This window comes from Kocuria sp. CNJ-770 (assembly GCF_001942375.1).
Classification (GTDB): Bacteria; Actinomycetota; Actinomycetes; order Actinomycetales; family Micrococcaceae; genus Kocuria; species Kocuria oceani.
This window is the reverse complement of the sequence record NZ_MKJW01000115.1, coordinates 1-23307: the sequence shown is the minus strand read 5'-3', so window position 1 is coordinate 23307 and position 23307 is coordinate 1. Positions and strand designations below refer to the sequence as shown.

Here is a 23307-nt window from a genome sequence, read left to right as displayed (position 1 = left end):
CTTCGCCGGACGGTTTGCGAGAACCGCTCACTGATGAAAACCGCCGGGCCCCACACACCGTTTATCGGACAGTCCCGGGGTCAGATTTCAGTCGGCGATAGGGGGTCAATGTTCGTTCGGCGTTGACAGGCCCCACCCAACCAGAACGGATCCACAGTGTGGAACTTGAAGGAGTTGAACACCGTAACAACCCCTAAGGTCCCTACCAGGGTCCCGACAGTCTGTTTCGTGGTGCCCTTCATACTCGCTGCCTTCCGCCGCTAGATATCAGCGTCCAGTCCATCACGGGATGTGCGTTCAGGAGCGCCCCAATTGTGCGGTGCACACTAGGACAGGCCGGCCTTCTCAAGATGCGCGGTGCGGGACTTCAGCACCTTCCGGCTCTCGCGCCGGAGGCAGGTCTACCTCCGGCAATCGCACTGCACACCGACAACCCTGAGTGCATGGCGGGGCGTGTGGAAGTGCCGCGGTACGACCGCTCCTCGTGTTCGCAATCGGAATCGGCATGGGACTATTCACCATGGACTGCTTGAGGGACTTCGGGAGCTGTACCTACTTCACCAATACCGCCAGCGTCACCGAAGTGTTCGTCCCAGTGGTCGGCGCGATCTACGTTCTGCTCTGGGTCGCAATGCTGTGGTGGTACGAGCGCAAGAACGAGACTTGGTACAGAGCTGGCACCCCGCGATGGCTGGTGGCCTACTCAATGCTCACCATCCCAGCCGTTGGGCTACTTTCTATCGTCTTCGCGGCATTGGCGTTCGTGCCCGGCAATTTGTGGTGAACGCAGTAGTGATCACGCCGAAGAGCAACCTCGACTGCACCTCAGCGGGACTCATGGCTCGGGTTGAGCGACGGAAGAGCCCACATTCCTGCCGTTCCACTTCGCAAACAGGCGTGGTTGGCTGAAGACTCAGTCAGGGCGGATACCGGGGGATACGAGCATGCACAGACAGAAGCTCACCGGCTATGCCCTCATCGGATTGATCGCCCTCTGCCTCATCGGCACCGGCGCCCTGTTCCAACTCGGCAGCCCCATCGCCGGCGCTCTCACGGCCGCAGGAGCGGTGGTGCTCTTGGTCATCGGTCAACGTATGCTCACGCGGAGTCGAACGACCGAGGCCACCCAAGGTCCAGAAAAGGCAGCCCTTGTCGTCATGGCCGTGTTTCTGGGCATCGGCGCACTCAGCATCGTCTCCACTGGCGTGTTCCGGATCCTCGAGGGAGCATTCTTCGCCGGGTCAACCTTCCTGATCGGCGGCCCCCTCCTCGCCCTCGCAGGCGCAAAGTTCGTCCGCGACCACTGGCCCCGTGAGAAACCAACCAAGGAAGCCCCACGTTTGGATCCATGACCCGCGGCCAGCATTGTTCCTTGGCGCGCACAGCCGGTAGCCCAGGACTAGGTGCGCGAGGCACTCGTGGTGGGCAGAGCCAGGTGACCAACAGCGGGCAGCCCTCCACTCCCGCGTCCCTGCTCAGGGAACGGCCCGCACGCGGGCGCCCCCGGCTCCCGTCCCTACAGGTGAACCCATACTGCAACGAAGAGTCCTGACCCGCCTTGGGCGCTCGACTTGGCAGCTTCGGGCTTTCCGTCACTTGGCCGGGTCGAGCTCCGTTTCCCGCTCGTGGAGGTAGATGCCCATGGTGAGCATGGTGATGAACTCGAGGGCGAGCACGGCGAAGGTCCACTCCCCCTGGGTGACGCCGAAGAAGACCGCGACAGGGATGACGATGAACAGTTTCATTGCGTCTCTGGTGATCATGGATCGTCCGCGGGCTCGCGGGGTGTCGATGTAGCCGTGCCCGGGATAGAACATCCGCCCCTCCACGTGGTCAGGGTCAGCTTCCTCGCCGGCCATCTGCTCGGCCCAGGCACGCCGCCGACGGGCGTAGCGGAACATACTGATCACCGTGATCACGTACATCAGAGCAATGAGCCCGGTGACGAAGAGGATGATCACCCGCTCGTCCCCGCCGGTGTTCACCCCAGCGCTTCCACCGACGGCCAGAGGCACCAGCCACAGCACCAGCAACACCTTGTCGACCTTGGTCAGCATCGTCCCCCTCCCCCAGTCATGGCCTGCGGTATCGGCATCCTGGCACGAGGGCACACCACCTGTCTGACCCCTCATCCGGGGCGTGGGTCGGCTCGAGCGTGGGAGGGCAGGAAACCCTAGACAGTTGATGCCCGTTTAGCCCGCGCGATGAAAAGCCCGCTCAGGTGCGTCAACCGCATCACGATGTCCACAGGCACCGACGGCCTCAGATACTCGTCGCCTGCGGCAGCTCCCCGATCCGACGGTAGAGGGTCGCCCGGGACATCCCAAGGTCCCGCGCCACCTGGGTGGCCGGCTCCCCACCATCGATCAGCCGCACGGCGTTGCGGATTTGGGAGTCCGTGAAGGTTTGGCGCCGCCCGCCTAGGTCCTTGCCGGCGGCCCTTCGCTTGGCCACCGAGTCGGTGATCCGTTCCCGCTTGATCTCCAGCTCCATCTGCGCCAGCGCTGCCATCACGGTGAACACCATCGATCCCATCGGGGTGGCCGTGTCCACGTCTCCCCCACCAAGATTCAGCACCCGCAGTCCAGCCCCTCTGCCCCGTAGCGCCTCGGCGAAGGCCAGCATGTTCTGCGTCGACCGCCCCAACCGATCCAGCGTAGTAATGACCAGCGTGTCGCCCTCCTCGAGAGCGGCCACCGCTTTGTCGAAGGCGGGACGATATGCACGGCTTCCAGACACTCCAGTGTCGACATAGATGTCATCACGTCGCACACCAGCGTTCAGCAGACCAGACACTTGACGGTCTGCGTCCTGCTGACGCGTCGACACTCGCGCATACCCGATCAGCTTCCCCATGCCCACCTCATCTGTCTCGCAACCCACGTTGAGTATCCGATTCTAGCGGCATGGAAAAAGCACAAGGATGCGAGACACCCCGAACCGCGGAAACATGCGGGCGAAAATTTCTCTGACGAGACGTCTCGCATCCCTTGTCCTACGAGTCACCGTTCCGTTGAGCCCCATCACCACAGGAGGCCAGCGGCGCGAGGGCCACGGCCGCTCCGGCCCCCTGGGCGGGCGCACGAAGGTCGTGTACCAGTGGCGGAAGTACGAGCTTTCTTCACACCGGAATTCGCCAGTTGAGCGTCCTCTGCCCCCGCCCGGCGGATACGGGATTGCCTGTTTGCCGGTTGATGTGCATGTCAGTGGGAGGTCCGGATCGCGGTCCTGCTCGTCGCATAGCGCAGGCTCTCGACGGCGACGAGGGCGGCGACGACCACGACGATCAGTGCGAGGGCGGCCAGCGGTGCGATGTGGACGGCAACCGGTATGAGCACCAGCAGCAGCGTGGCGGCACCGAGGCGCCACGTCTTCCACTCACCGCCCACACGGCGCCAGAAGGCCGTATTGCCCAGCAGGTACAGCGCCGTTCCGCCGAAGAGGGCAGTGGCACCCAGGGCGCCGAAGCCCTCCGTGTCCTCCACGTGGGCCAGGACGTCCTCCACCCCCAGTGCCGACAGGACGATGCCCGCCACCAGGGGCAGGTGCAGGTAGGTGTAGGCCTCCACTGCGGCGGAGGCGCGGGCCGGCCCTCGCAGTGCGGCGAAGCGGTGCTCGGCGGCGATTGCAGTGACGTCGAAATAGAGCCACCACAGACCCAGGGACAACATGATGCCGGCTGCGGCGCCCAGGAGGATGGGCACGCTGACAGGCTCCTGGGATGCGCCCACGCCGATGGCAACGATGGACTCCCCCAGGGCGAGGATGATGATCAGGCCGAACCGCTCGGTCCAGTGCGCCGCCGAATGCACCCGCCAGTCACCTCGCCGTGAGGTGAGGAAGGTGAGCCCGCAGTCGACGAGCAGCCCTGCCACCCAGAACCAGATCTGGGCGGGGCCGTTGACCACCGCTCCGGTGATGATGAGGATCGATCCGAGCACCATCGCGGCGGTCATCTTGGCCAGCTGGCGCCGCAGGGGCTGGTCGTCTCCGGCGGCGTGGGCGTAGAGGGCCACGTGCAGAATGCGGATGACGACGTAGGACACCGCCAGCACCAGCGGGCCGTCGAGTCCGCCCGCGAAATCCGCGAAGGCCTCCGGGATGGCCAGGGCGGCAATGAAGACGGCCACCATCACGGCGGACAGGCCGAACCGCATGAGCCCTTCGTCCACGTGCGTCTGGTTGGCCAGCCACGAGAAGGACACCCACGACCACCACAACAGCCCGAGGATGATCATGCCCTGCAGCACGCCGTGAAAGGAGTGCTCGTGGGCCATGAACCCGGTCACCTGGGTGAAGGCGAACACGAAGACCAGGTCGAAGAACAGCTCGAAGGTGGTGACACGATGAGACTCGTCCGAGACGCGTGCCACCGGCACGATTCTCCGCAGCATAGGCATGCCTCTGAGACTAGAGCCCTCCGTCCCCCACCTCCCAGCAACGGCACACGGACCGGATGCCTCATGCCAGCGGGCCGACGCCGCCGAGCAGCCCCCAGCGACGTGGTCGCCGGGGAGCACAGCGCTGTCCGAAGGCGAGGGTTGCCGAGCTCACCGATACAAGCGGCGCGACCTCGACCCGTCGCGACGAGCCCGAGGCACCGGTGGTCGGCGCCCCAGCCTGTAAGTCGATGAGACTGCACCTGCGGCGGCGCCACCCGTCCATGTCGACCGCAAGGCACAGCGGTGCGGGCCGCCATGAGGTGGTGACGGCCTGCGCCGCGCCCTCCGAGTCACGACAGGACACGTCCGGATGCGAGAGGTCCCAGAACCAAGGTGCCTTGCACCGCATGGCCCGTACGGCACCCGGACGTCACACCGCTCAACCTGCACACACGATTGCCGACTCAGTGCTTATTTTGAGGAACTAGCATTAAGCTGTTCTCAGGCCGGGAGACCGACGTGGCTCCCGGGCAGACACCGGCGCACGATCCGTCGGCCGCACACAGGAAGTTGGCATGAACACCCCCACCTCCAGGGCCCTTGCAGTCGAGCTGCACCCCCACTCCCCCGCTGGGTGGATGGCCACCTATTACCCCATGGTGGAGACTCCCGCGGGCCGGTGGGCCGAGGTCACCTGGACGCTGCACCAGCGCCTGCTGCCCGACCCCGCCGACGTGCCCGGACCGGCACGGTGGCTGGAGGTGCGCAGCGGCGACCCCACCCACCCCTGCTACGCCCAGCACCGGGCATGGGCGGGGGCACTGGCTGCCGGCTACGCGGCAGCGCTGGCCGCCCACGACGCCGAAGACCTCGAGCAGCCGCTGTCAGCGCAGGACGCGGAGCGCCTCCGGGAAGGCACGATCGTCGTCCCGGCCGGGCAGCTCTCGGAGTGGGTCCTCGACGATCTGCAGGAGGAGACCGCGCCGAGCCACGGGTGATCCCGCGGGCCTCCCGTCGGTCACCTGCGGTAGGACGCCCCGCGGTGGTCGCCGGCCAGCCGCGGGCCGGCCCCGGTCAGGGCCTCGCGCAGCGTCTGCCCGGCGGGAACGCTCCCGGGCTCCGGCAGCAGGCCGCGACGCCGCAGCTCCGGTGAGACCATCGTCGTGAACCGCTCCAGGTCCGCCGGCCGCACGGCCGCCGAGATGTTGAAGCCGTCGACGCCGGCCTCCTCGCGCCAGCGCTCGAGCTCGTCCGCCACGGTGCCGGGAGCCCCGGCGATGACGGGCCCGCGGCCGCCGATGGCCACGAACTCGGCCAGATCCCGCACCGTCCAGGTCCGGTCCGGGGACAGCGAGGTGAACGCCGCGAGCGCGGACTGGTTGGCGTCGGTGGCCACGTACTCGAGCGGCGCGTCGGGGTCCGCGCCGGCCAGGTCGACCCCGGTCCAGCCGCCGAACAGGGACAGCGCCCCGTCGATGTCCACGTACCGGCGGTACCCGGCCAGCCGGGTCCGGGCCTCGTCGTCGGTCTCGGCGACCACCACCGTGGCCATGGCGAAGGTCTTCACGGCGTCCTCGGCCCGCCCGCGCTCGGCCAGTCCGGCCCGGACGCCGTCGGTCCACCGGCGCACGAGCTGCGGGGTGTTCCCGATGAAGAAGATGGCCTCGGCGTGGTCGACGGCGAACTGCTGGCCGCGCTTGGAGGCGCCGGCCTGGAACAGCAGCGGGGTGCCCTGGGGGCCGGGGTGGGTCAGTGCGTGGCCGGGCACGGAGAACCAGGTGCCCTCGTGGCCGACGGGGTGCGCCAGCTCGGGGTCCACGAAGACCCCGGCGTCGGCGTCGGCCTGGACCGCCCCGGGCTCGAAGGACCCCTCGAGCAGCTTGTACATGACCTCCATGTACTCGTCGGCGCGGTCGTAGCGCTCGTCGTGCGGGATCTGCCGGTCCATGCCCAGGTTCCGGGCGGCGGAGTCCTGGTAGGAGGTCACCACGTTCCACGCCACCCGGCCGCGGGTGAAGTGGTCCAGGGTCGCGAAGGTGCGGGCGAGCAGGTAGGGGGCCTCGTAGGTCACCGAGGCGGTCACGCCGAAGCCGAGCCGCTCGGTCACCGCGGCCATCGCCGGCACCGCGACGAGCGGGTCGAGCAGCGGGTACTGCACTCCCCCGCGGGCGGTGGCCTCGGTGCCGCCGCCGTAGACGTCGTAGATGCCGGGGACGTCCGCCAGGAACAGCGAGGCGAAGCCGCCCTCCTCCAGGGTGCGGGCCAGGGACGTCCAGTACTCGAGCGTGTCGAATCGCGCGACGCCGGCCTCCGGGTGGCGCCACAGCCCCGGTGACTGGTGCACGGGCACCATCATGTCGAAGGCGTTCAGGAGCAGGGGGCGGCTCATACGGTGGTCCTCTCGGTGGTGGTCCCGGCGGTGGTCCCGGTGGTGGGCCCGGCATCGGCGGCTCCGTCGGCCCGGACGGATCCGGTCCTGGGGGAGTCGGTCCGGAGGGGGCCGTCGGAAGCTGGGACGGCCCCGGTCGAGCCGGCTCGGGCGGAGCCGGCGTGCAGGTCGGTGAGCTCGGTGCCGCGCTGCTCGCGGGCGGGGTCCTTCGCGGCCAGGGCGGCGACGACGGAGAGCACGGAGAGTCCGGAGAGGTACCCGGCGATCAGCCACGGGGTGTTCCCGCCGGCGGCGAACAGCAGGGCGGCGATCATCGGCATCAGCCCCCCGCCCAGGACCGTGCCGACCTGGTAGCCGAAGCTCACCCCGGAGTACCGCACGTGCACGGGGAACTGCTCGGCGAACCAGGCCGCCTGCGGCCCGTAGATCGCGTCGTGGACGAGGTTGATGCCGAGCACGACCACGAGCGGCAGCAGGGCGAGCGGGCCGGCGTCGAGGAAGGCGAACAGCACCCAGCCGAAGACGCCGATCGCCGCGTAGGCGGTCACCGAGACGACCTTGCGGCCCACCCGGTCGGACAGCCAGCCCCAGAAGGGGGTGGTGAACAGGCCGATGGCGGAGGCGATCATCACCGCGGTCACGCCGGAGGCGCTGTCCCCGCGCACGTCCCGCAGATAGGTCAGCATGTACACCGTCACCAGGTAGTAGACGGCGTTCTGCGCCAGGCGCAGGCCGATCGTGACCAGCAGCGGGCGGCGGTGGTGGAGCAGCAGCTCCCGCAGGGGGGCGGTGGCCACGTTGCCCGAGGCCCGGTGCTCCAGGAACTCCGGGGCGTCGGCCACGCCGAGGCGGATCCACAGGCCGACCGCCACGAGCAGGGCCGAGAGCAGGAAGGGGATGCGCCAGCCGTAGGCGGCGAACTGCTCCGCGCTCATGACGTGCTGCACGACGAAGAACGCCCCGGTGGCCAGCAGCATGCCGGCCGAGGAGCCGATCTGGGTGAAGGAGCCGAAGAACCCGCGGTGCCGGGCCGGGGAGTGCTCCACGCTCAGCAGCGCGGAGCCGCCCCACTCGGCCCCGGCGGACAGGCCCTGGAGGATGCGCAGGACGACGAGCCCGACGACGGCCCACCAGCCGATCACCTCGTAGGTCGGCAGCAGGCCGATCAGGGTGGAGGCCACGCCCATGAGCAGCAGGGAGGCCACCAGCAGGGCCTTGCGGCCGATCCGGTCGCCCAGGTGGCCGGCGACGATCCCGCCCAGGGGCCGGGCGATCACCCCGACGGCGAGGGTGGCGAAGGAGGCGACGATGCCGCCGAGCTCGGTGGCCATGGGGAAGAACTGGACGTTGAAGACCAGGGCGGCGGCGGTGCCGTAGAGGTAGAAGTCGTACCACTCGATGGTGGTGCCGGCGAAGGCCGAGGCCAGGACGCGCTTCTTGCCGTGGACGACGCTCGTGCGTCCCGCGGCGGCCGCGGTCGGGGCCGGGATCGTGGTCGGGGGCGGGGTGGACATGCGTCAGGCTCCTGGGGTTCGGTCGGCGTCGGTCCCGGCACCGGTCCTGGCGTCGCCGATGGCGTTCAGGCCCTCCGGCAGGGTGCCGTTGATGAGGTAGTCGCCGAGGGCGCGGGCGCGGAAGGCGATCGGGTTGTGGGTGGCCACGGTCTGGGCGTTGCGCCAGTGCCGGTCCAGGCCCTTGGCGGTGGACGTGGCGGAGGCGCCCACGGTGAGGAACAGGTCCTGGGCCGCGCCGAGGGCCAGCTCCGGCACGGTGACCTGGGCGTGCTCCACGGCGATCTCGGACCCGTGCAGCGCCGCCGGGAGGGCGCCGGTGAAGTCCGGCCGGTCGGCGCCGGTGGTGACGGCGGCGGCGATCCCGGCGTCCAGGGCGCGGGCGGCGTGCAGCACGGTGGCCTCGGCGGCGAAGGCCTTGGCGGAGATCCGGCCGGTGGCCTCCTGGATCAGCGGGTCCTCGCGGAACGGCAGGCCGAGCCCGGTGTTGAAGGTCCGCCGGCGGCCGGCGATGGTCTCCACGGCGTCCCGCCGGGCGGCGCGGGCGACGCCGGCCAGCACGGCCAGCAGCACGAGCTGGAAGAAGGCGGCCTCGTGGACGGCCTCCGCGCTGCCGGCGGCGCGGTCCAGCACGGCGTCGTCCGGGACGCGCACGCGGTCGAAGACCGCGGTGCCGGTGCCGGTGAGCTTCTGCCCGAAGCCGTCCCAGTCGTCCTCGAGGGTGACCCCCTGGGCGTCCGTGGCGACGACGGCGAAGCGGCGTCCGTCCCGGCCGTCGAGGGCGGCCGAGACGCGGGTGTAGTCGCAGAAGACGGAGCCGGTGGCGTAGAACTTCCGGCCGGTGATCTCCCACCCCTCGGCGGTGCGGCGCAGCACGGTGTTCAGGGTGCCGAGCGCGTTGCCGCCCTTCTCCGTGGAGGCGTTGCCCACGGTGGCCCCGGCCAGCACCCGCGGATACCAGACGTCCTGGAGCTCCCGGGGCAGGAAGCGCAGGGACTCCACGAAGCCGGCGTGGGAGCGGTAGAGGTGGGCGATGTTGGAGTCGGCCTCGGCCAGGTCGACCAGCAGCCGGGTGAAGTCCTCGATGCTGACCCCGGGACCGCCGTGGGCCGCCGGGACGCGCAGGGCGCCGAACCCGGCCCGGTCCAGCCGGCGCACCTCCTCGTAGGGCAGCGCGCGGCGGAGGTCCCGGTCCAGGGAGCCGGCGGCGATCTCCGTGAACAGCGGCCCGAAGCGCTCCTTCAGCCCGGCGTAGTCCACCGGCAGGCCGGCGGGGTCCGTGCCGGCAGGGTCCGTGCCGGCGGGGTCCGTGCCGGCGCCGGGACGGGTGGGAGTCCTCTCGGCCGTGGTGCGGGTCATGCGGTGGTCCTCTCGGTCGCACCGAGGAGGGCCGGCCGTGCGGTCACGCCAGGGGCGGGCCCGGTGGCGGCAGCGCGGGGGCCGACGTCACGGAGCGACTGCAGATCCGGGATCTCCATCGGTTCTGGCCTTAGCACCCTGACCCCTGCGAAGGACGGGTTGCTGCGGCGTCGTCGAGCCAGATCTCTCGGCCGCTCTGAATGGGACGGATGACATCGCACCAGACCGCCGGGGTGCGGAGCCACCCGATGACGGCCGCATGTCGTCGGATGTCATGCTGACGTCACAGACGGTCATGTCCTCCCGGGTGGTGTAGGAATCCGCCGCGGGACCCCGCCCGGCCGGAGAAGGGGAGCGCCGCGCATCCGCTCAGTATCGCGGCCGGTCCGGCTCCACCTGCTCCGCCCAGGCGAGCACCCCGCCCTCGAGGTGGCGGATCCGCTCCTCCCGCCCGGCGTAGAACGGGCGCAGCGCGGCCAGGGCGGTCGCCGAGCGGGCGCCGGCCTTGCAGTGCAGCACGAGGTCCGCGCCGCGCGCCTCCGGCGGCAGGGCGTCCGGCCCCCGGTCCAGCAGCTCCTGGAGCGGCACGGCCACGGCGCCGGGGATCGCCAGGAGCTGCCGTTCCCAGTCCTCCCGCACGTCGACCAGCACGAAGGCCGTCTCTCCGCGCGCCCGCCGCTCCAGCAGCCGGGCCAGCTCGCCCGCCGCGACCGTCTCGGCGGGCTCCGCGCCGCCGGCCGGCGGACGGACGGCCACGGGCTCGGCGACGGCGGTGACCGGGGCGGCGTCCGGGTCCGGGTCCAGGCGCATCTCGCGCCAGGTCATCGCCAGGGCGTCGTGCAGCAGCACCCGCCCGAGCAGGGGCTCGCCGGTGCCGGTGATCAGCTTGACCGCCTCGGTGACCATCACCGCGCCCACGGTGGCGGGGAGCATGCCGAAGACCCCGCCCTCGGCGCAGCTGGGCACCTCCCCGTCCGGCGGCGCCTCGGGGTAGAGGTCCCGGTAGGTGGGCCCGTGGCCGGCCCAGAAGACGCTGACCTGCCCCTCGAAGCGCAGGATGGAGCCCCACACGCAGGGGATCCCGGTCAGGGCGGCGGCGTCGCTGACCACGTAGCGGGTCGCGAAGTTGTCCGCGCCGTCGAGGACGAGGTCGTACTGCCCGAGGATCCGCACGGCGTTGTCCGCCGTGAGCCGGCAGGGATGGGTGCGGACCCGCACGAGCGGGTTGAGGGCGGTCACGGCCTCCGCGGCGGACTCCGCCTTGGGCCGGCCGACGTCGGCGGTGCGGTGCACCACCTGGCGCTGCAGGTTGGAGACCGCCACGACGTCGTCGTCGACGATCCCCAGCGTCCCCACGCCGGCCGCGGCGAGGTACTGCAGGGCCGGGGCGCCCAGTCCGCCCGCGCCGACCACGAGCACCCGGGCGCTGCCGAGCCGGCGCTGGCCGAGCGGGCCGATCCCGGGCAGGGTCAGGTGCCGGGCGTAGCGCTCGAGCTCCGCACGGGTCAGTTCGGGGCCGGGCTCCACGAGCGGGGGCAGCGCGCTCACGGGCGCTCCCCCACGGGCGCCCAGTCCCCGCGCGGGACGTCCGCCGGACCGGCGGACGCACCGGCGGACGGACCGGCGTCGGGCGCGTCCGTGTCGATCCGCCCGGCCATCGGCGAGGACGCCTGGGCGTGCCGGCGGGCCGGGATCCGGCCGGCGCGGGCGGCCAGCCGCCCGGCGGCCACGGCGTGGCGCATCGCGGTGGCCATGGCCACCGGGTCCTGGGCCCGGGTCACGGCGCTGGCCAGCAGCACGGCGTCGCAGCCCAGCTCCATGGCGAGCGCGGCCTCGGAGGCGGTGCCGATGCCGGCGTCGAGGACCACGGGCACCGAGGCACGGGAGGCGATGAGCTCGATGTTGTGCGGGTTGAGGATCCCCAGCCCGGTGCCGATCGGCGCGCCCAGGGGCATCACGGCGGCCGCGCCGAGGTCCTCCAGACGGCGGGCCACGGCCGGGTCGTCGGAGGTGTAGGCGAAGACCCGGAAGCCGCGGGCCACGAGCTGCTCGGTGGCGTCGAGCAGCTCCACCACGTCGGGCAGCAGGGTGTCCTCGTCGGCGATGACCTCCAGCTTGACCCAGTCGGTCTCCAGGGCCTCGCGGCCGAGCTCGGCGGTGAGCAGGGCGTCCCGGGCGGTGTAGCAGCCGGCGGTGTTGGGCAGGATCCGGATGCCGTTGCGCTCGAGCATCGCGAACAGCGAGTCGCCGTGGCCGGGGGCGTAGCGGCGCAGGGCCACGGTGGTCAGCGCGGTGCCGGAGGCGAGCAGGGCCTGCTCCAGGGTGTGCAGCGAGCTGAGCCCGCCGGTGCCCATGATCAGCCGGGAGGACAGCTCGGTGCCGTCGAGCACGATCGGGTCCACGGTGGGCGCGAGGTGGGATGCGGGGTGGGGTGCGGGGCGGGTCATGTCAGCCTCCCTGGACGGCGGTGATGATCTCGACGGCCTGTCCCTCGGCCACGGGGGTGCGGCCCCAGCGGCTGCGCGGGACCACGGCGGCGTCCACCGCCACCGCCACGCCCAGCCGGCGGCCGTCCAGCGGGGCGCCGTCGGGGCCCAGGGGCCGCCCGACGGTCTCGGCCACGAGGTCCACCACGGTGGTGTCCCCGCCGACGACGTGCGGGCGGCCGTTGAGGGTGATGGCGGTCATCGGGTGCTCCTGTTCGGGGTGCGGGACCCGGTCGCGAGGTCCACGGAGGCCGCCTCGACCGGGCGGTCGAAGCGGTGCGGGTCGGTGCTGGCCAGGTGTTCGGCGTCGGGGCCCGGATCCGTGCCGGACCGCCCGAGCACCAGCTCCGCGGCGAGGCGGGCGGCCAGCGGGGCGAGCAGGACGCCGTGGCGGAAGTAGCCGGTGGAGACCACGAGACCGGCCACCGGGTCTTCCCCGGAGCCGCGGACGCGGCCCAGGTACGGGATGTCGTCCGGAGTGCCGGGCCGGGCGCGGGCCATGGCCTCGACCAGCTCGAGGTCGGCGACGCCGGGGACCACGGCCTGGGCGTCGCGCAGCAGCCGGAACACGCCCCCGGCACTGATCCCGTCGAGGTCGTCCTCGCGGGAGGTCGCCCCGATCACCACCGTCCCGTCGTCGCGGGGCACCAGGTAGACGGGCACGCCGTGGACCACACCGCGGACGGTGCGCTCGAGCAGTGCGGGCGCCCCGGCGGGCGGGCGGGCGCGGAGGATGTCCCCGTGCACCGGGCGCAGCGGCGGCCGCCAGGACCCGGGCAGACCCTCCAGGTCGCTGAGACCCGTGCCGGGGGCGAGGACCGTCTCCGCCACCGAGACCATCCCGCCGCCGGCCAGGCGCAGACCCGTCACCGCGCCGTCGGGGCCGTGGCGCAGCCCCGCGGCGCGGTCGTGCACCAGGCGGGCGGGCCCGCCGTCGGCGCCGTCCGTTCCGCGGGGCCCGGACGGTGCGGGGAGCTCGGGGGCGACGAGGGCGGCGAGCAGCCCGGCCACGAGCCGGCGCGGGTCCACCTGGTGGTCGTCGGGAATGCGGTGCACGGCGGACAGCCGCGGGCTCAGGGCCGGCTCCAGGGCCCGGGCCGCGCGCAGCGCAAGCGGCTCCACGGCCAGGCCGTGGCGCCGCTGGAGCTCGCGCAGGTCCGCCAGGGCCTGCCGGTCGGCGGCGTCGACGCCGCACACGAGCGTCTCGGTGGCGCGGTAGCCCACCGAGCCGCCGGCGGCCTCCTCCACGGCGGCCACGAACGCCGGGTAGGCGCCGGCCGAGGCGAGCATCAAAGGATAGAGCGGCTCCTGCTGGTACTGGACCTCGCTCACCGGGGCGAGCATCCCGGCTGCCGCCCGGCTGGCCCCGGCGCCGGGCTCGGGATCCACCACGGCCACCGAGCGGCCGCGGCGGCGCAGCTCCCAGGCCGTGGCCAGGCCGACCACCCCGGCCCCGACCACGGCGACGTCGGCCCGCACGTGCTGGGCGGCGGGCATCGGAACGGGGGGCGCGGATGTCACCGGCATCGTCCTTTCCTACGGCGGCATGACCCGCATCAGGTGTGGCGGTCGGCGCCGGACGCCCTCTCAGCCCCGTGGGGCTCCCGCAGAACCGCTGACCTATCATCAGCGTGTGACCCAGCATACCCAGGACACCGCTGCCCCCGCCGCCTCCGAGCTGCGCATGACGCGCACGGACCGGCTCCTCGCCGCCCGGCTGTACGTGTGCACCGACGCCCGCCGCGCACAGGGCGACCTCGAGGAGTTCCTGCACGCCGTCTGCGCCGGCGGGACGGACATCGTCCAGCTCCGGGACAGGAGCATCGACACCGACGAGGAGATCGCCGCGCTGCGCCTGCTGGGCCGGGTCGCCGCCGAGTACGACACGCTGGTCGCCGTCAACGACCGCGCCGACCTCGCCGCGCTCGTGGGCGCCGACGTCTTCCACGCCGGCCAGCACGACCTCACCCCCGCTCAGGCCCGGCAGCTGTTGGGCCCCGACGTGCTGATCGGACGATCCACCCACGACCTCGGCCAGGCCCGGGCCGCGCTGGCCGACCCTGATGTGGACTACTTCTGCACCGGGCCCGTGTGGGAGACCCTCACCAAGCCGGGCCGGTCCGCCACCGGCCTTGACTTCGTGCGGGAGGTCGCCGCACTGACCGAGGCCCGGCTGGACGCCGACCAGGCGGCCGCGCCCGTGCCCTGGTTCGCCATCGGCGGCATCGACGAGCAGCGCCTCCCCGAGGTGCTGGCCGCCGGGGCGCGCGGCGCCGTGGTGGTCCGGGCGGTCACCGAGGCCCCGGACCCGCGTCTGGCGGCCGGACAGCTGCGCAGCCTGCTCCCCGCCTGACCCCTTCCCCGCCCGGCACCCTCCCTGCTCGGCACGTCTCCTGCCCGGCCCCCCGGGCGGGGACGTCCCGAAGGGCACGACGGCCACAACTCCCCACCGGCTCCCCGCCGCCGCACAGCACCGTCTGAGAGCATGGACCTCACGGACGACGACGGAGGAGTGGCCCATGGACCCCGAGCTCGACCCGCAGGTGCGGCACGCGGTGGAGCATCCCGCGCAGACCGCCCGCGGCCCGGAGGACGTGCAGCTGCGCGTCCGGCTGGCCGGCGAGCCCGCCCAGCGAGCGCTGGGCACCCACTGGGAGGAGGGCGCCCCGGAGGACGCCGCCCCGGGCGAGGACCGGCTCGCGGCGGCCGTGCTGCTGGCCACCCTCTTCGGCGACACGTTCTGGCTCGAGCGGGCGGCCCGGCTGCCCGGTGACGTCCCGGGCTGTCCCTCCGCCCCGCCGAGCGGGCTGCTGGAGTTCACCCGCGTGCCCGGCGCCCGGGCGGCCATGGCCTCGGTGCTGGAGCGGCCCCTGCTCACCGGGCTGCTGGAGTGGGGCACGAACCCGCTGCCCGAGCAGCCCCCGCTGATCGTGGCGCAGGCCGCCCGGGACCTCTCGATCCCCGACGACGGGCGCGTCTACCGGGTGGTGCGCCGCCGCGCCGAGCGCTTCCTGGCCCGTGAGTACGACGGCTCGGAGTCGCTGGAGCGGTTCGTGACCCTGCTGACGGAGGCCGAGAAGGGCCACCGCGAGGACGGGCCGGTGCTCTCCGGCGAGACGCTGCCGCCCGCCGCTCCCCCGGCCGCTCCTCCACCGCCGGCAGCCCCGGCGCCGCGGGCACCCGGGGACGGTCCGGCCGGGCCGCCGCCGTCGAACCCCTCGATCGCGGACGCCCCGCAGGCTCCGCAGTGGGGCGTCAGCCCGTCCACGCCCGCTCCGCCGCCGCCCGGGCAGGTCGGCCGGCCCGGGGCTCCCGGGGAGCCGTTCCCGGGCCAGTCCCAGGGCGGGCCGTTCCCCGGTCCGGCGCGGGCGGCCCCCTGGCGGGGACCGGCGGCCCGGCGGCCGGCGGATGGCCGCCGCGCCCGGCCCACGATCCCGAGGAGGACGACTCCGACAACCTCAAGGCCTGGGGCCTGGTCCTTCTGGCGATCGTGGCGGTGATCGTGGCGCTGATCTTCGTGCTCTGACCGGGACGGCCTCGCGCCCGGCCCCGAGGTGACGGATGCCCCCAAGATACTTGCACGGGAAATATTTTCCGGGGTATCCTTGGGGACATATCAACCTTTGTGGTGCCGATGCCGACGGAGAAGCCCGAGATGCCGATCTTTCCCCAGAACCCCGACCCCCGGAGCCTCACGCCGCGCCCGGCCGACGACCTGCTGTCCGCCGGGACCCGGATGGGCGCCGTGGAGCTGCTCGTGGCCGACCTGGACACGATGCTCGCCTACTACACGGACGCCGTGACCCTCGAGGTCCTCGCCCACGCCGGGGACACGGCCGTGCTGGGTCGTGACGGCCGGACCGTGCTGCGCCTGCGGCAGGTCCGGGAGCTGCCGCCGGCCCGCCGCGGCCAGGCGGGGCTGTTCCACACCGCGGTGCTGTTCGAGGACGAGCCGGCCCTGGCGGCCGCCCTGGCCTCGGTCGCCGCCGTGGCGCCGCGCTCCTTCACCGGCAGCGCCGACCACCTCTACAGCCAGGCGTTCTACTTCGACGACCCCGAGGGCAACGGCGTGGAGCTCTACACCGACCGCCCCCGGGACACCTGGCGGCGGGAGGCCAACGGGCTGCTGACACTGGCGTCCAACCCGCTGGACCCCACCTCGTTCCTGGGCGAGCACCTGCGCGAGCCGGCCGGTGCGCGGCCGGCGGCGCCGCCGGCCACCCTCGGCCACGTGCACCTGCAGGTCGGTGACATCCCACAGGGCCGGCGGTTCTACGTGGACGTGCTGGGCTTCGAGGTGATGAGCGACATCGGCTCGGCCCTGTTCATCGCCGCCGGTGGGTACCACCACCACATCGGGCTCAACACCTGGCACAGCGCCGGGGCGGGCCCGCGGGCGGCCTCCCTGGGCCTGGGGCAGGTCAACATCGACCTACCCACGGCCGAGGACGTCACCGCCCTGCAGGCCCGGCTGACCGACCACCAGGTCCCCACCCGGCACGACGGCGCCGTGCTGCGCTTCGAGGACCCCTGGAACACCCTCATCCAGGTGGGCGTCGCCGCATAGGCCCCACGCGGGACGGGACCCGGACGCGGCGGTGGCGCAGGACGCCAAAGATGCGGCCGGCGTCGCCGAGGGGCTGACCACGGGCGAAGTCGGCCCACAGCCGGCGCACCTGCCGGGCGGCGGCATCGATGTCCTCCCACGCGGCGCCGGCGACCAGTCCGGTGCCGCCCAGGTCGGCTCGTCGCCGAAGAGCAGGGGCAGGTCGACCGTGTGGGCCGCCCCGTACGGGTTGCCCGGGGCCGCCCAGGAGATCACGTAGCGGTGGGCCGTCCCGCCGGCGCGCACGTGCCGGCGGGCGAAGCGGCGGATCGCCCGGGAGTAGACGGACCGGGTCGCCCAGCCGACCACGGCCCGGCGCAGCACCGGCCCCAGCAGCGGCACGCGGGTCCACCGCTGCAGGGCCGGCACCGTGGCCAGGTAGAGCCGCGCCTCCTCGGTGGTGTGGCCGATGAGGACGTCGATGTGCCGGGCCGCCCGGTCCCAGGCCGCGTCGATCTCCTCCTCGGCGGGCAGCGGGTGGTGGCCGTACTGGGTGCCGAAGGGCATCGCCCCCAGCAGCCCGAAGGGCGCCGCGTGCCGCTCCACCTCCGCCTGGGCGGCGACCACGTCGGCGGCGGGCATCCCGGCCGTCACGACCTCCGCCGCAGCGGCCATGGCGGCGTTCATCCGCTCCCGGCCGCGGGCGATGCCCAGCGGCGGGCTCTGGATGACGGCACGGCGGAACAGCGCCTCCGCGCCGGGGACGGCCATGAGGTGGGCCACGGCGTCACCGCCGGCGGACTGGCCGAAGGCGGTCACGTTGTCCGGGTCGCCGCCGAAGGCGGCGATGTTGCGCCGCACCCACCGCAGCGCCTGGAGCTGGTCGAGCAGCCCGAGGTTGGCCGGGCGGGCGTGCCCGGAGCCCAGGTAGCCGAACAGGCCGAGCCGGTAGGTGACCGTCACGACCACCACGCGCTGCTCGGCCACCAGCGGCTTCGGGTCCATGATCGGGGCGTCACCGGCCCCGGTGGTGTAGGAGCCGCCGTGGATCCAGACCAGCACGGGCAGGCCCTCGCCGGCCCGCGCGTCGCGGGGCAGGGTGACCGAGAGCCGCTGGCAGGCCTCGTCCTGCGGCAGGTCGCCGAGCGCGTCCCCCAGCACCGAGGCGAGGAAGGGCGAGCGGACCTGGGGGCAGGCGGGGGCCGGGCCCGTGGCCGGGAACGGCTCGTCCCGGTCCGGGGCGGGGACGGGAGCGGCGAAGCGGTCGGCGGTGGCGTAGGGGATGCCGCCGGCCCGGACCACGGCGCCGTCGGCCCTGGCGTGGACGGGACCGCAGGGCGGGGTGAACGTGAAGGTGGAGGTGGTCATGCGGTCCTTCCTCTGGGGTCCTGTTCCCGTGGCGGGCCGGAACCCGCGGACCGGCCGGGCGGGGCCGGCCCGCGGGCCCGACGGGTCTGGCGGAGTCAGGCGAACGGCTGCGAGGCCCGATCCAGGGCCTCGACCTCCTCGGCGGAGAGCGCCAGGCCGGGGGCGGCCATGAGCGCCGGCACCTGGTCGGGCCGGGAGGCCGAGGCGATGGGGGCGGTCACGCCCTTGGCCAGCAGCCAGGCGAGCGCCACCGTCGTCGGCTCGGCCCCGCGCGCCTCGGCCACGTCCACCAGGGCGTCGACGACGGCGAGGCCCTGGTCGTTCAGGTGCGCCCCCGCGGCGCCGCCGCGGGCCCGGCCCTCGAGGTCGGCGGCCGTGCGGTACTTGCCGGTGAGGAAGCCCGAGGCGAGGCCGAAGTAGGGGAAGACCGCCACCCCGAACTCCCGGGCCAGCGGGGCGAGGTCCTGCTCGTAGGAGCGGCGGCCCACCAGGTTGTACTCGGGCTGGATCGCCACCGGCACGGTGAGGTGCTCGCGCTCGGCGGTCTCGAACCACTCCCGCAGCCGCTGCGGGCTGTAGTTGGACAGTCCCACCGCCCGGACCTTCCCGGAGCGGACGAGCTCGTCGAAGGTGGCCGCCTGCTCGGCGACGGGCACCGACTCGTCGTCCCGGTGGGCGTAGTAGAGGTCGATCCGGTCGGTGCCGAGCCGTCGCAGGGACTCCTCGAGGGCCGCCACCACGTTGTCCCGGCCCAGGCCGGCGCGCTGCGGCAGGGAGCCCACCTTGGTGGCCACCACGACGTCGTCGCGGACGCCGCGGGCGGCCAGCCACTCCCCCAGGACGGTCTCGGACTCCCCGCCGGTGTGCCCCTCGCCCCACACGGAGTAGACGTCCGCCGTGTCGACGAAGTTGCCACCGGCCTCCGTGAAGGCGTCGAGCACCGCGAAGGAGGTGCTCCGGTCGGAGGTCCAGCCGAAGGTGTTGCCACCGAGGTTGAGCGGGAAGACGTCGAGGTCGGTGCGCGGGATGGTGGTCATGCGGAGCTCCGTTCCGTGGTCTGATCTGTCCTGCCGTCCGCCGGGATCCGGCGCGGTGCGTTCTGGGTACAGGCCGGGGCGCGCCCGCCCTATTCCCGGCCGGGCCTGCGCTCCACCAAATTGTTGCAGTTGTGCAAAAGGTGCAGAAGTGCAAAAATACCGATGTGAACGACACCGTCTCCCCCTCCCTGCGCGCCCGCAAGAAGGCCGAGACCTGGTCCGCCATCCACGAGGCGGCCGCCGGCCTCGCGCTCGAGCACGGGGTGGAGGGCGCCACGGTCGAGGCCATCGCCGCCGCGGCCGGCGTCTCCCCGCGCACCTTCTTCAACTACTTCCCGGCCAAGGAGGACGCGGTCCTGGGCATGCGCGCCCCCGCGCTGGACCCGCAGCTGCTGGAGGGCTTCTCCCTCGAGCACGACCTGCTGGGCCAGGTCTCGCGGCTGCTGCTGGCCGTGACCCGCAGCGCCTACGCCGGCCCGGACGCGGAGCGGCGCCGCAGGCTGCTGCAGGACCACCCGGGCCTGGGCCGCCGCCGGCACGAGCTGACCCTCGAGGCCGAGGACCTGGTGCGCCGCACGCTCGCCGAGCTGCTGGCCCGCGACCCGCAGTGGTCGGCCGGGATCGGGGAGCACCCCGTGGACGACGTCGCCCGGATGCTCGTCATCCTCGGGGGCGTGCCGCTGCGCTTCGCCATCACCGCCGAGAGCTACTCCCCCGCCCACGGCCTGCCGGCCGAGGACCACGACTCGGCGCTCACCCTCTTCCACCGCCTCCAGGAGAAGCTCTCATGACCCGCACTCCCGCCCACCGGGCCGAACCGGCCCGCGGCACCCAGCACCTCGGGCTGCTCTTCGTGGGCCTGATGCTCTCGATGCTGCTGGCCGCGCTGAACCAGACCGTGCTCAGCACGGCGCTGCCCACGATCGTCGGCGAGCTCAACGGGTCGACGAGATGCTGTGGGTGATCACCGCCTACATCCTGGCCTCGACGATCATGATGCCGGTCTACGGCAAGCTCGGTGACCTCATGGGCCGCAAGCCCCTGCTGCTCGGCGCGATCCTGGTCTTCATGGCCGGGTCCGTGGTCGGGGCGCTCGCCGGGACCATCGAGGTCCTCATCGCCGCCCGCGCGATCCAGGGCCTGGGCGGCGGCGGGCTGATCATCCTCTCCCAGGCCGCCATCGCCGACGTGGTCCCCGCCCGGGAGCGCGGGAAGTACATGGGCGTCATGGGCGGCGTGTTCGCCGTGTCCTCGGTGGCCGGACCGCTGCTGGGCGGCTGGTTCACCGAGGGTCCGGGCTGGCGCTGGGCCTTCTGGATCAACATCCCGCTCGGCCTGCTCGCCCTGGCCGGCGCCGTGCTCTTCCTCAAGCTGCCCCGGCACGCCGGGCGGCCGCGCCTGGACATCGGCGGGATGGTGCTGCTGGCCGTGGCCACGACCTGCCTGGTCCTGTTCGCCACCTGGGGCGGCGGCAAGTACGCCTGGACCGACCCCGTGATCCTCGGCCTGATCGCCGGCACGCTCGCGGCCGGGGCCGCGTTCGTGGCCGTGGAGCGGCGCACCGCCGAGCCGATCATCCCGATGCACCTGTTCGGCGAGCGCAACTTCGTGCTCACCACCGTGGCCGGGCTGCTCACCGGCGTGGGGATGTTCGGCGCCATCGGCTACCTGCCGACCTACCTGCAGATGGTCTTCGGCGTGGACGCCACCGCCTCCGGGCTGCTGATGGTCCCGATGATGGGCACCCTGCTCGTCACCTCGGTGTTCGCCGGGCGGGCGGTGAGCCGCACGGGGCGCTACAAGTGGCTGCCGGTGGCCGGCAGCGTGGTCGTGGCCGTGGCCATGGGCCTGCTCTCCACGCTGACCCCCGAGCAGGGGGTGTGGCACGTGTGCCTCTACATCGCGGTCCTGGGCCTGGGACTGGGCCTGTCCATGCAGGTGCTGGTGCTCATCGTGCAGAACACCTTCCCGCTGCGGCAGGTCGGCACGGCCACCGCGGCGAACAACTTCTTCCGCCAGATCGGCGCGACCCTCGGCTCCGGCGTGGTCGGCAGCGTCTTCGCGGGCCGGCTGGCCGACCAGCTGACCGAACGCCTCCCGGCCGCCGCGCTGGAGGGCGGCGCCGGCGGGGCCAACTCGCTCACCCCCGCCCTGGTCGCCTCCCTGCCGGACGCGCTGCGGAACCCGATCGTGGCCTCCTACAACGACGCCCTGACCCCCATCTACCTGTGGATCGTGCCCCTGGGCCTGCTGGCGGCCGCCCTGCTGTGCTTCGTCACCGAGAAGCCGCTGGCCACCTCGATCGAGCAGGACGTGGAGCCCGAAGCGCTCGCCGAGGGCAACCTGGTGGTCACCGCCGACCGGCCGTCCGACCGGCGCACGGACTCCGCCGTCCTCGAGACGACGGCTCCGGCACGCTGAACCCCGCCCGTCGACATCGCCGCGGGGGCTCGTCGGGACGGGAATTGCTCCGTAGGCTGAGGATCGCGCCCGGGCTCCCGGGCGCGGGACCGGCCCGGACGCGGCCGGCCGTGGACGAGGACGAGGAGCGCGGCATGAGCGACAGCGACGACACCGTCGGCCAGGACTTCGACGAGGCCGTGAACATGACGGCCAAGCAGCTCTCGGACTGGCTGGAGACCGACGAGTCGCAGTCGGTGGGCCAGGACGACGGCGGCGAGTCGGTGGGGCACCGGTCCGGGCGGCGCATCGTGGAGATCCTGCAGAAGAAGAAGGGGGAGCGCACCGACTCCGACCAGGAGCACATGCGCAAGGTCGTCGGCTACGTCCACCGCCACCTGGCCCAGCGGCCCGACGGGGACGTCACCGAGACCCGGTGGCGCTACTCCCTGATGAACTGGGGCCACGACCCGCTGAAGGACTGAGCGTCGCCGGGCACACCCGGCGACGCATGAGGAGAGGAGCACGCATGAGCCTGACGAAGGGCACGAAGGTCACCTGGAACACCCCTCAGGGCACGACAGAGGGCACCGTGGTCGAGAAGAAGACGGAGGACTTCGAACTGGACGGGCACACGTTCCGGGCGAGCTCGGACGACCCCCGCTACATCGTCGAGTCCGAGAGCTCCGGCGCCCGCGCGGCGCACAAGCCCGACGCCCTGACCGAGGCGTAGGACCGGAGGAGCGGGACAGCCGGCGGGCGGGACGGCCGGGGCCGGATCAGCCGGCCGCGGCGAGCACGCCGACGACCCGGCGGCGGCACCGGGAACCCACCGGCACGGAGGCGGGCACGGGCGCCGGCAGCACGGAGGTGCCGGCGAGTTCCCTCCGGCGGCCGGGCACCGTGGCGGCCGCCGCGGCCACACCGTGGGCGTCCGCCGGCGGTGCCGTGCGGGCAGCACCCACGCCCTCAGGGGATTCGAGGGCGAGCACGGCCGCCAGGTCCTGCTCCGACAGCGACGCCTCGCGGGCGAGCCTGGCCAGGGGCACCCCGTGCCGGACCGCCAGGCGCAGTTCGGCCCGGAGCTCGCCGAGGGCCCGGTCCAGCCGCCGCCGTTCGGCCCGCACCGCCGCGCCGAACGCCCGGAGGACGGCGGCGGGACCGCCCGCACCGTCGAGGTCGAGGGTGCGGAACTGCGCCAGCTGCTGGTCGAGGGACCACTCCGCGGCCTCGACCCGGCCGGCCGCGGCCAGCACTCGCCGGGTGAAGAACGGCCGGAACAGCACGGCGTCGTCGTCGGGCACGATGCGCGCCTCGGCGCCGGAGGCCACCGGTGCCTCTCGCAGGGCGCCGCAGGCGCAGGCGTGCAGCCGGCGCCCGGCGAGGGCGGCCCGAGCCACGGCGGTGTTGAGGCGGTCGTCCACGTCCGCGAAGTCGAGCAGGTGCACCGGCATGGGGTCCCCGCAGTGGACCGGGGCCGCGGGCACGGCACCGTCACGGCTCGGCGCGGGGCCGGGCGGCTCGGCCGCGGGACGGTGCTGCGCGTGCTGGTCCATCGCTCGCCCGTCCTCACGTCGGCTGCGGGATGCTGCGTCCGGTTCCCGGCGGGAAAGGGACGTTCCCCATCCATCGCAGATTCATTAGTTTGTCTAGTTACCAGCTCGGGTACATTCTCGTTCCTCTACACTGTCCGCATGCGCGCACACCGACCCACCTCCTCCGGCTACTGGTACGGCACCGACGACGCCGCCGGGCCCGGACCGGTGCAGGTGCTCGAGGCCCTGCGCGCCTACCGCACCGCCGAGACCGCGATGCGCCGGCGCACCAAG

The 23307-nt window shown here is 73.0% G+C and carries 23 protein-coding genes, 1 pseudogene and 2 riboswitches; of the genes and pseudogenes, 11 read left to right on the top strand and 13 right to left on the bottom strand.

Features of this window, described 5'->3' with window-relative positions; translation table 11 throughout:
• Positions 1-484 precede the first annotated feature (484 nt).
• Both BJF77_RS13930 and BJF77_RS13925 read left to right on the top strand, forming a co-directional pair.
• A complete protein-coding gene (locus BJF77_RS13930; RefSeq protein WP_075872533.1) occupies positions 485-784 on the top strand; it encodes a hypothetical protein in 300 nt (99 codons plus the stop codon).
• A 160-nt stretch (positions 785-944) separates the two neighbouring features.
• Complete coding sequence (locus tag BJF77_RS13925; RefSeq protein ID WP_075872532.1) at positions 945-1352, top strand: hypothetical protein; 408 nt, start codon at positions 945-947, stop codon at positions 1350-1352.
• Between the two features lie 240 nt (positions 1353-1592).
• Here the strand turns inward: BJF77_RS13925 and BJF77_RS13920 are convergent, their stop codons facing one another.
• From BJF77_RS13920 to BJF77_RS13910, 3 genes are all read right to left on the bottom strand, one after another.
• Positions 1593-2057 carry a hypothetical protein gene (locus BJF77_RS13920; RefSeq protein WP_075872531.1) on the bottom strand — a complete coding sequence of 155 codons (465 nt, stop codon included), beginning with the start codon at positions 2055-2057 and terminating at the stop codon, positions 1593-1595.
• A 205-nt stretch (positions 2058-2262) separates the two neighbouring features.
• Positions 2263-2856 carry a recombinase family protein gene (locus BJF77_RS13915; RefSeq protein WP_075872530.1) on the bottom strand — a complete coding sequence of 198 codons (594 nt, stop codon included), beginning with the start codon at positions 2854-2856 and terminating at the stop codon, positions 2263-2265.
• 347 nt (positions 2857-3203) lie between these two features.
• A complete protein-coding gene (locus tag BJF77_RS13910; protein ID WP_158041269.1) occupies positions 3204-4373 on the bottom strand; it encodes a low temperature requirement protein A in 1170 nt (389 codons plus the stop codon).
• A 584-nt stretch (positions 4374-4957) separates the two neighbouring features.
• Here BJF77_RS13910 and BJF77_RS13905 point away from each other — a divergent pair.
• A complete protein-coding gene (locus BJF77_RS13905) occupies positions 4958-5380 on the top strand; it encodes a hypothetical protein (protein WP_075872529.1) in 423 nt (140 codons plus the stop codon).
• 20 nt (positions 5381-5400) lie between these two features.
• On the opposite strand, the gene BJF77_RS13900 is transcribed toward BJF77_RS13905, so the two are convergent.
• The 7 genes from BJF77_RS13900 to BJF77_RS13870 all read right to left on the bottom strand — a co-directional run bounded on the left by BJF77_RS13900 (position 5401) and on the right by BJF77_RS13870 (position 13654).
• Complete coding sequence (locus BJF77_RS13900) at positions 5401-6771, bottom strand: LLM class flavin-dependent oxidoreductase (protein ID WP_075872528.1); 1371 nt, start codon at positions 6769-6771, stop codon at positions 5401-5403.
• Positions 6768-8285 carry an MFS transporter gene (locus BJF77_RS13895; RefSeq protein ID WP_075872527.1) on the bottom strand — a complete coding sequence of 506 codons (1518 nt, stop codon included), beginning with the start codon at positions 8283-8285 and terminating at the stop codon, positions 6768-6770. The genes BJF77_RS13900 and BJF77_RS13895 overlap by 4 nt, the downstream gene beginning before the upstream one ends.
• Before the next feature lie 3 nt (positions 8286-8288).
• Positions 8289-9641: an acyl-CoA dehydrogenase family protein gene (locus BJF77_RS13890; RefSeq protein WP_075872526.1), complete on the bottom strand. Its 1353-nt coding sequence runs from the start codon at positions 9639-9641 to the stop codon at positions 8289-8291.
• Positions 9642-9753: 112 nt separating this feature from the next.
• Positions 9754-9848: riboswitch (SAM riboswitch) on the bottom strand.
• A 162-nt stretch (positions 9849-10010) separates the two neighbouring features.
• Entirely contained in the window at positions 10011-11189 is a 1179-nt protein-coding gene (gene moeB, locus BJF77_RS13885) for a molybdopterin-synthase adenylyltransferase MoeB (RefSeq protein ID WP_083665164.1), read from the bottom strand.
• Positions 11186-12088, bottom strand: a complete 903-nt coding sequence (locus BJF77_RS13880; protein WP_075872524.1) for a thiazole synthase — start codon at positions 12086-12088, stop codon at positions 11186-11188. The genes moeB and BJF77_RS13880 overlap by 4 nt, the downstream gene beginning before the upstream one ends.
• Position 12089: 1 nt before the next feature.
• Positions 12090-12329 (bottom strand): sulfur carrier protein ThiS, encoded by a 240-nt coding sequence (thiS, locus tag BJF77_RS13875; RefSeq protein ID WP_047804414.1) that lies wholly within the window; start codon positions 12327-12329, stop codon positions 12090-12092.
• On the bottom strand, positions 12326-13654 hold the full coding sequence (locus tag BJF77_RS13870; RefSeq protein ID WP_075872523.1) for an FAD-dependent oxidoreductase: 1329 nt from the start codon (positions 13652-13654) through the stop codon (positions 12326-12328). Before BJF77_RS13870 ends, thiS begins: the two co-directional genes overlap by 4 nt.
• Positions 13644-13745, bottom strand: a riboswitch (TPP riboswitch). It overlaps the preceding gene by 11 nt.
• A gap of 66 nt (positions 13746-13811) precedes the next feature.
• Between BJF77_RS13870 and thiE the strand changes: the two genes are divergently transcribed.
• The 3 genes from thiE (at position 13812) to BJF77_RS13855 (ending at position 16694) form a co-directional block, all read left to right on the top strand.
• Positions 13812-14480, top strand: coding sequence for a thiamine phosphate synthase (gene thiE, locus BJF77_RS13865; RefSeq protein ID WP_075872536.1), 669 nt, complete (start codon positions 13812-13814; stop codon positions 14478-14480).
• Positions 14481-14646: 166 nt separating this feature from the next.
• On the top strand, positions 14647-15627 hold the full coding sequence (locus BJF77_RS20160) for a hypothetical protein (RefSeq protein ID WP_075872522.1): 981 nt from the start codon (positions 14647-14649) through the stop codon (positions 15625-15627).
• A 155-nt stretch (positions 15628-15782) separates the two neighbouring features.
• On the top strand, positions 15783-16694 hold the full coding sequence (locus BJF77_RS13855; protein ID WP_075872535.1) for a VOC family protein: 912 nt from the start codon (positions 15783-15785) through the stop codon (positions 16692-16694).
• Here the strand turns inward: BJF77_RS13855 and BJF77_RS13850 are convergent.
• Positions 16669-18041, bottom strand: a pseudogene (locus tag BJF77_RS13850) (carboxylesterase family protein). The gene BJF77_RS13855 and the pseudogene BJF77_RS13850 sit on opposite strands and share 26 nt — an antisense overlap.
• 95 nt (positions 18042-18136) lie before the next feature.
• Positions 18137-19078: an aldo/keto reductase gene (locus tag BJF77_RS13845; RefSeq protein WP_047804409.1), complete on the bottom strand. Its 942-nt coding sequence runs from the start codon at positions 19076-19078 to the stop codon at positions 18137-18139.
• A gap of 164 nt (positions 19079-19242) precedes the next feature.
• Here BJF77_RS13845 and BJF77_RS20850 point away from each other — a divergent pair, with 164 nt between their 5' ends.
• The 5 genes from BJF77_RS20850 to BJF77_RS13825 all read left to right on the top strand — a co-directional run bounded on the left by BJF77_RS20850 (position 19243) and on the right by BJF77_RS13825 (position 22211).
• On the top strand, positions 19243-19869 hold the full coding sequence (locus BJF77_RS20850) for a TetR/AcrR family transcriptional regulator (protein ID WP_075872521.1): 627 nt from the start codon (positions 19243-19245) through the stop codon (positions 19867-19869).
• Positions 19866-20042 carry a hypothetical protein gene (locus BJF77_RS22770; protein ID WP_369821417.1) on the top strand — a complete coding sequence of 59 codons (177 nt, stop codon included), beginning with the start codon at positions 19866-19868 and terminating at the stop codon, positions 20040-20042. The genes BJF77_RS20850 and BJF77_RS22770 overlap by 4 nt, the downstream gene beginning before the upstream one ends.
• Positions 20030-21499 carry an MFS transporter gene (locus BJF77_RS13835; RefSeq protein WP_369821416.1) on the top strand — a complete coding sequence of 490 codons (1470 nt, stop codon included), beginning with the start codon at positions 20030-20032 and terminating at the stop codon, positions 21497-21499. Before BJF77_RS22770 ends, BJF77_RS13835 begins: the two co-directional genes overlap by 13 nt.
• Before the next feature lie 134 nt (positions 21500-21633).
• Positions 21634-21963 (top strand): DUF3140 domain-containing protein, encoded by a 330-nt coding sequence (locus BJF77_RS13830; RefSeq protein ID WP_075872534.1) that lies wholly within the window; start codon positions 21634-21636, stop codon positions 21961-21963.
• Between the two features lie 44 nt (positions 21964-22007).
• Positions 22008-22211, top strand: a complete 204-nt coding sequence (locus BJF77_RS13825; RefSeq protein WP_047804407.1) for a DUF2945 domain-containing protein — start codon at positions 22008-22010, stop codon at positions 22209-22211.
• 46 nt (positions 22212-22257) lie between these two features.
• Here BJF77_RS13825 and BJF77_RS13820 read toward each other — a convergent pair whose 3' ends face one another.
• Complete coding sequence (locus tag BJF77_RS13820) at positions 22258-23034, bottom strand: hypothetical protein (RefSeq protein ID WP_075872520.1); 777 nt, start codon at positions 23032-23034, stop codon at positions 22258-22260.
• Between the last annotated feature and the right edge of the window lie 273 nt (positions 23035-23307).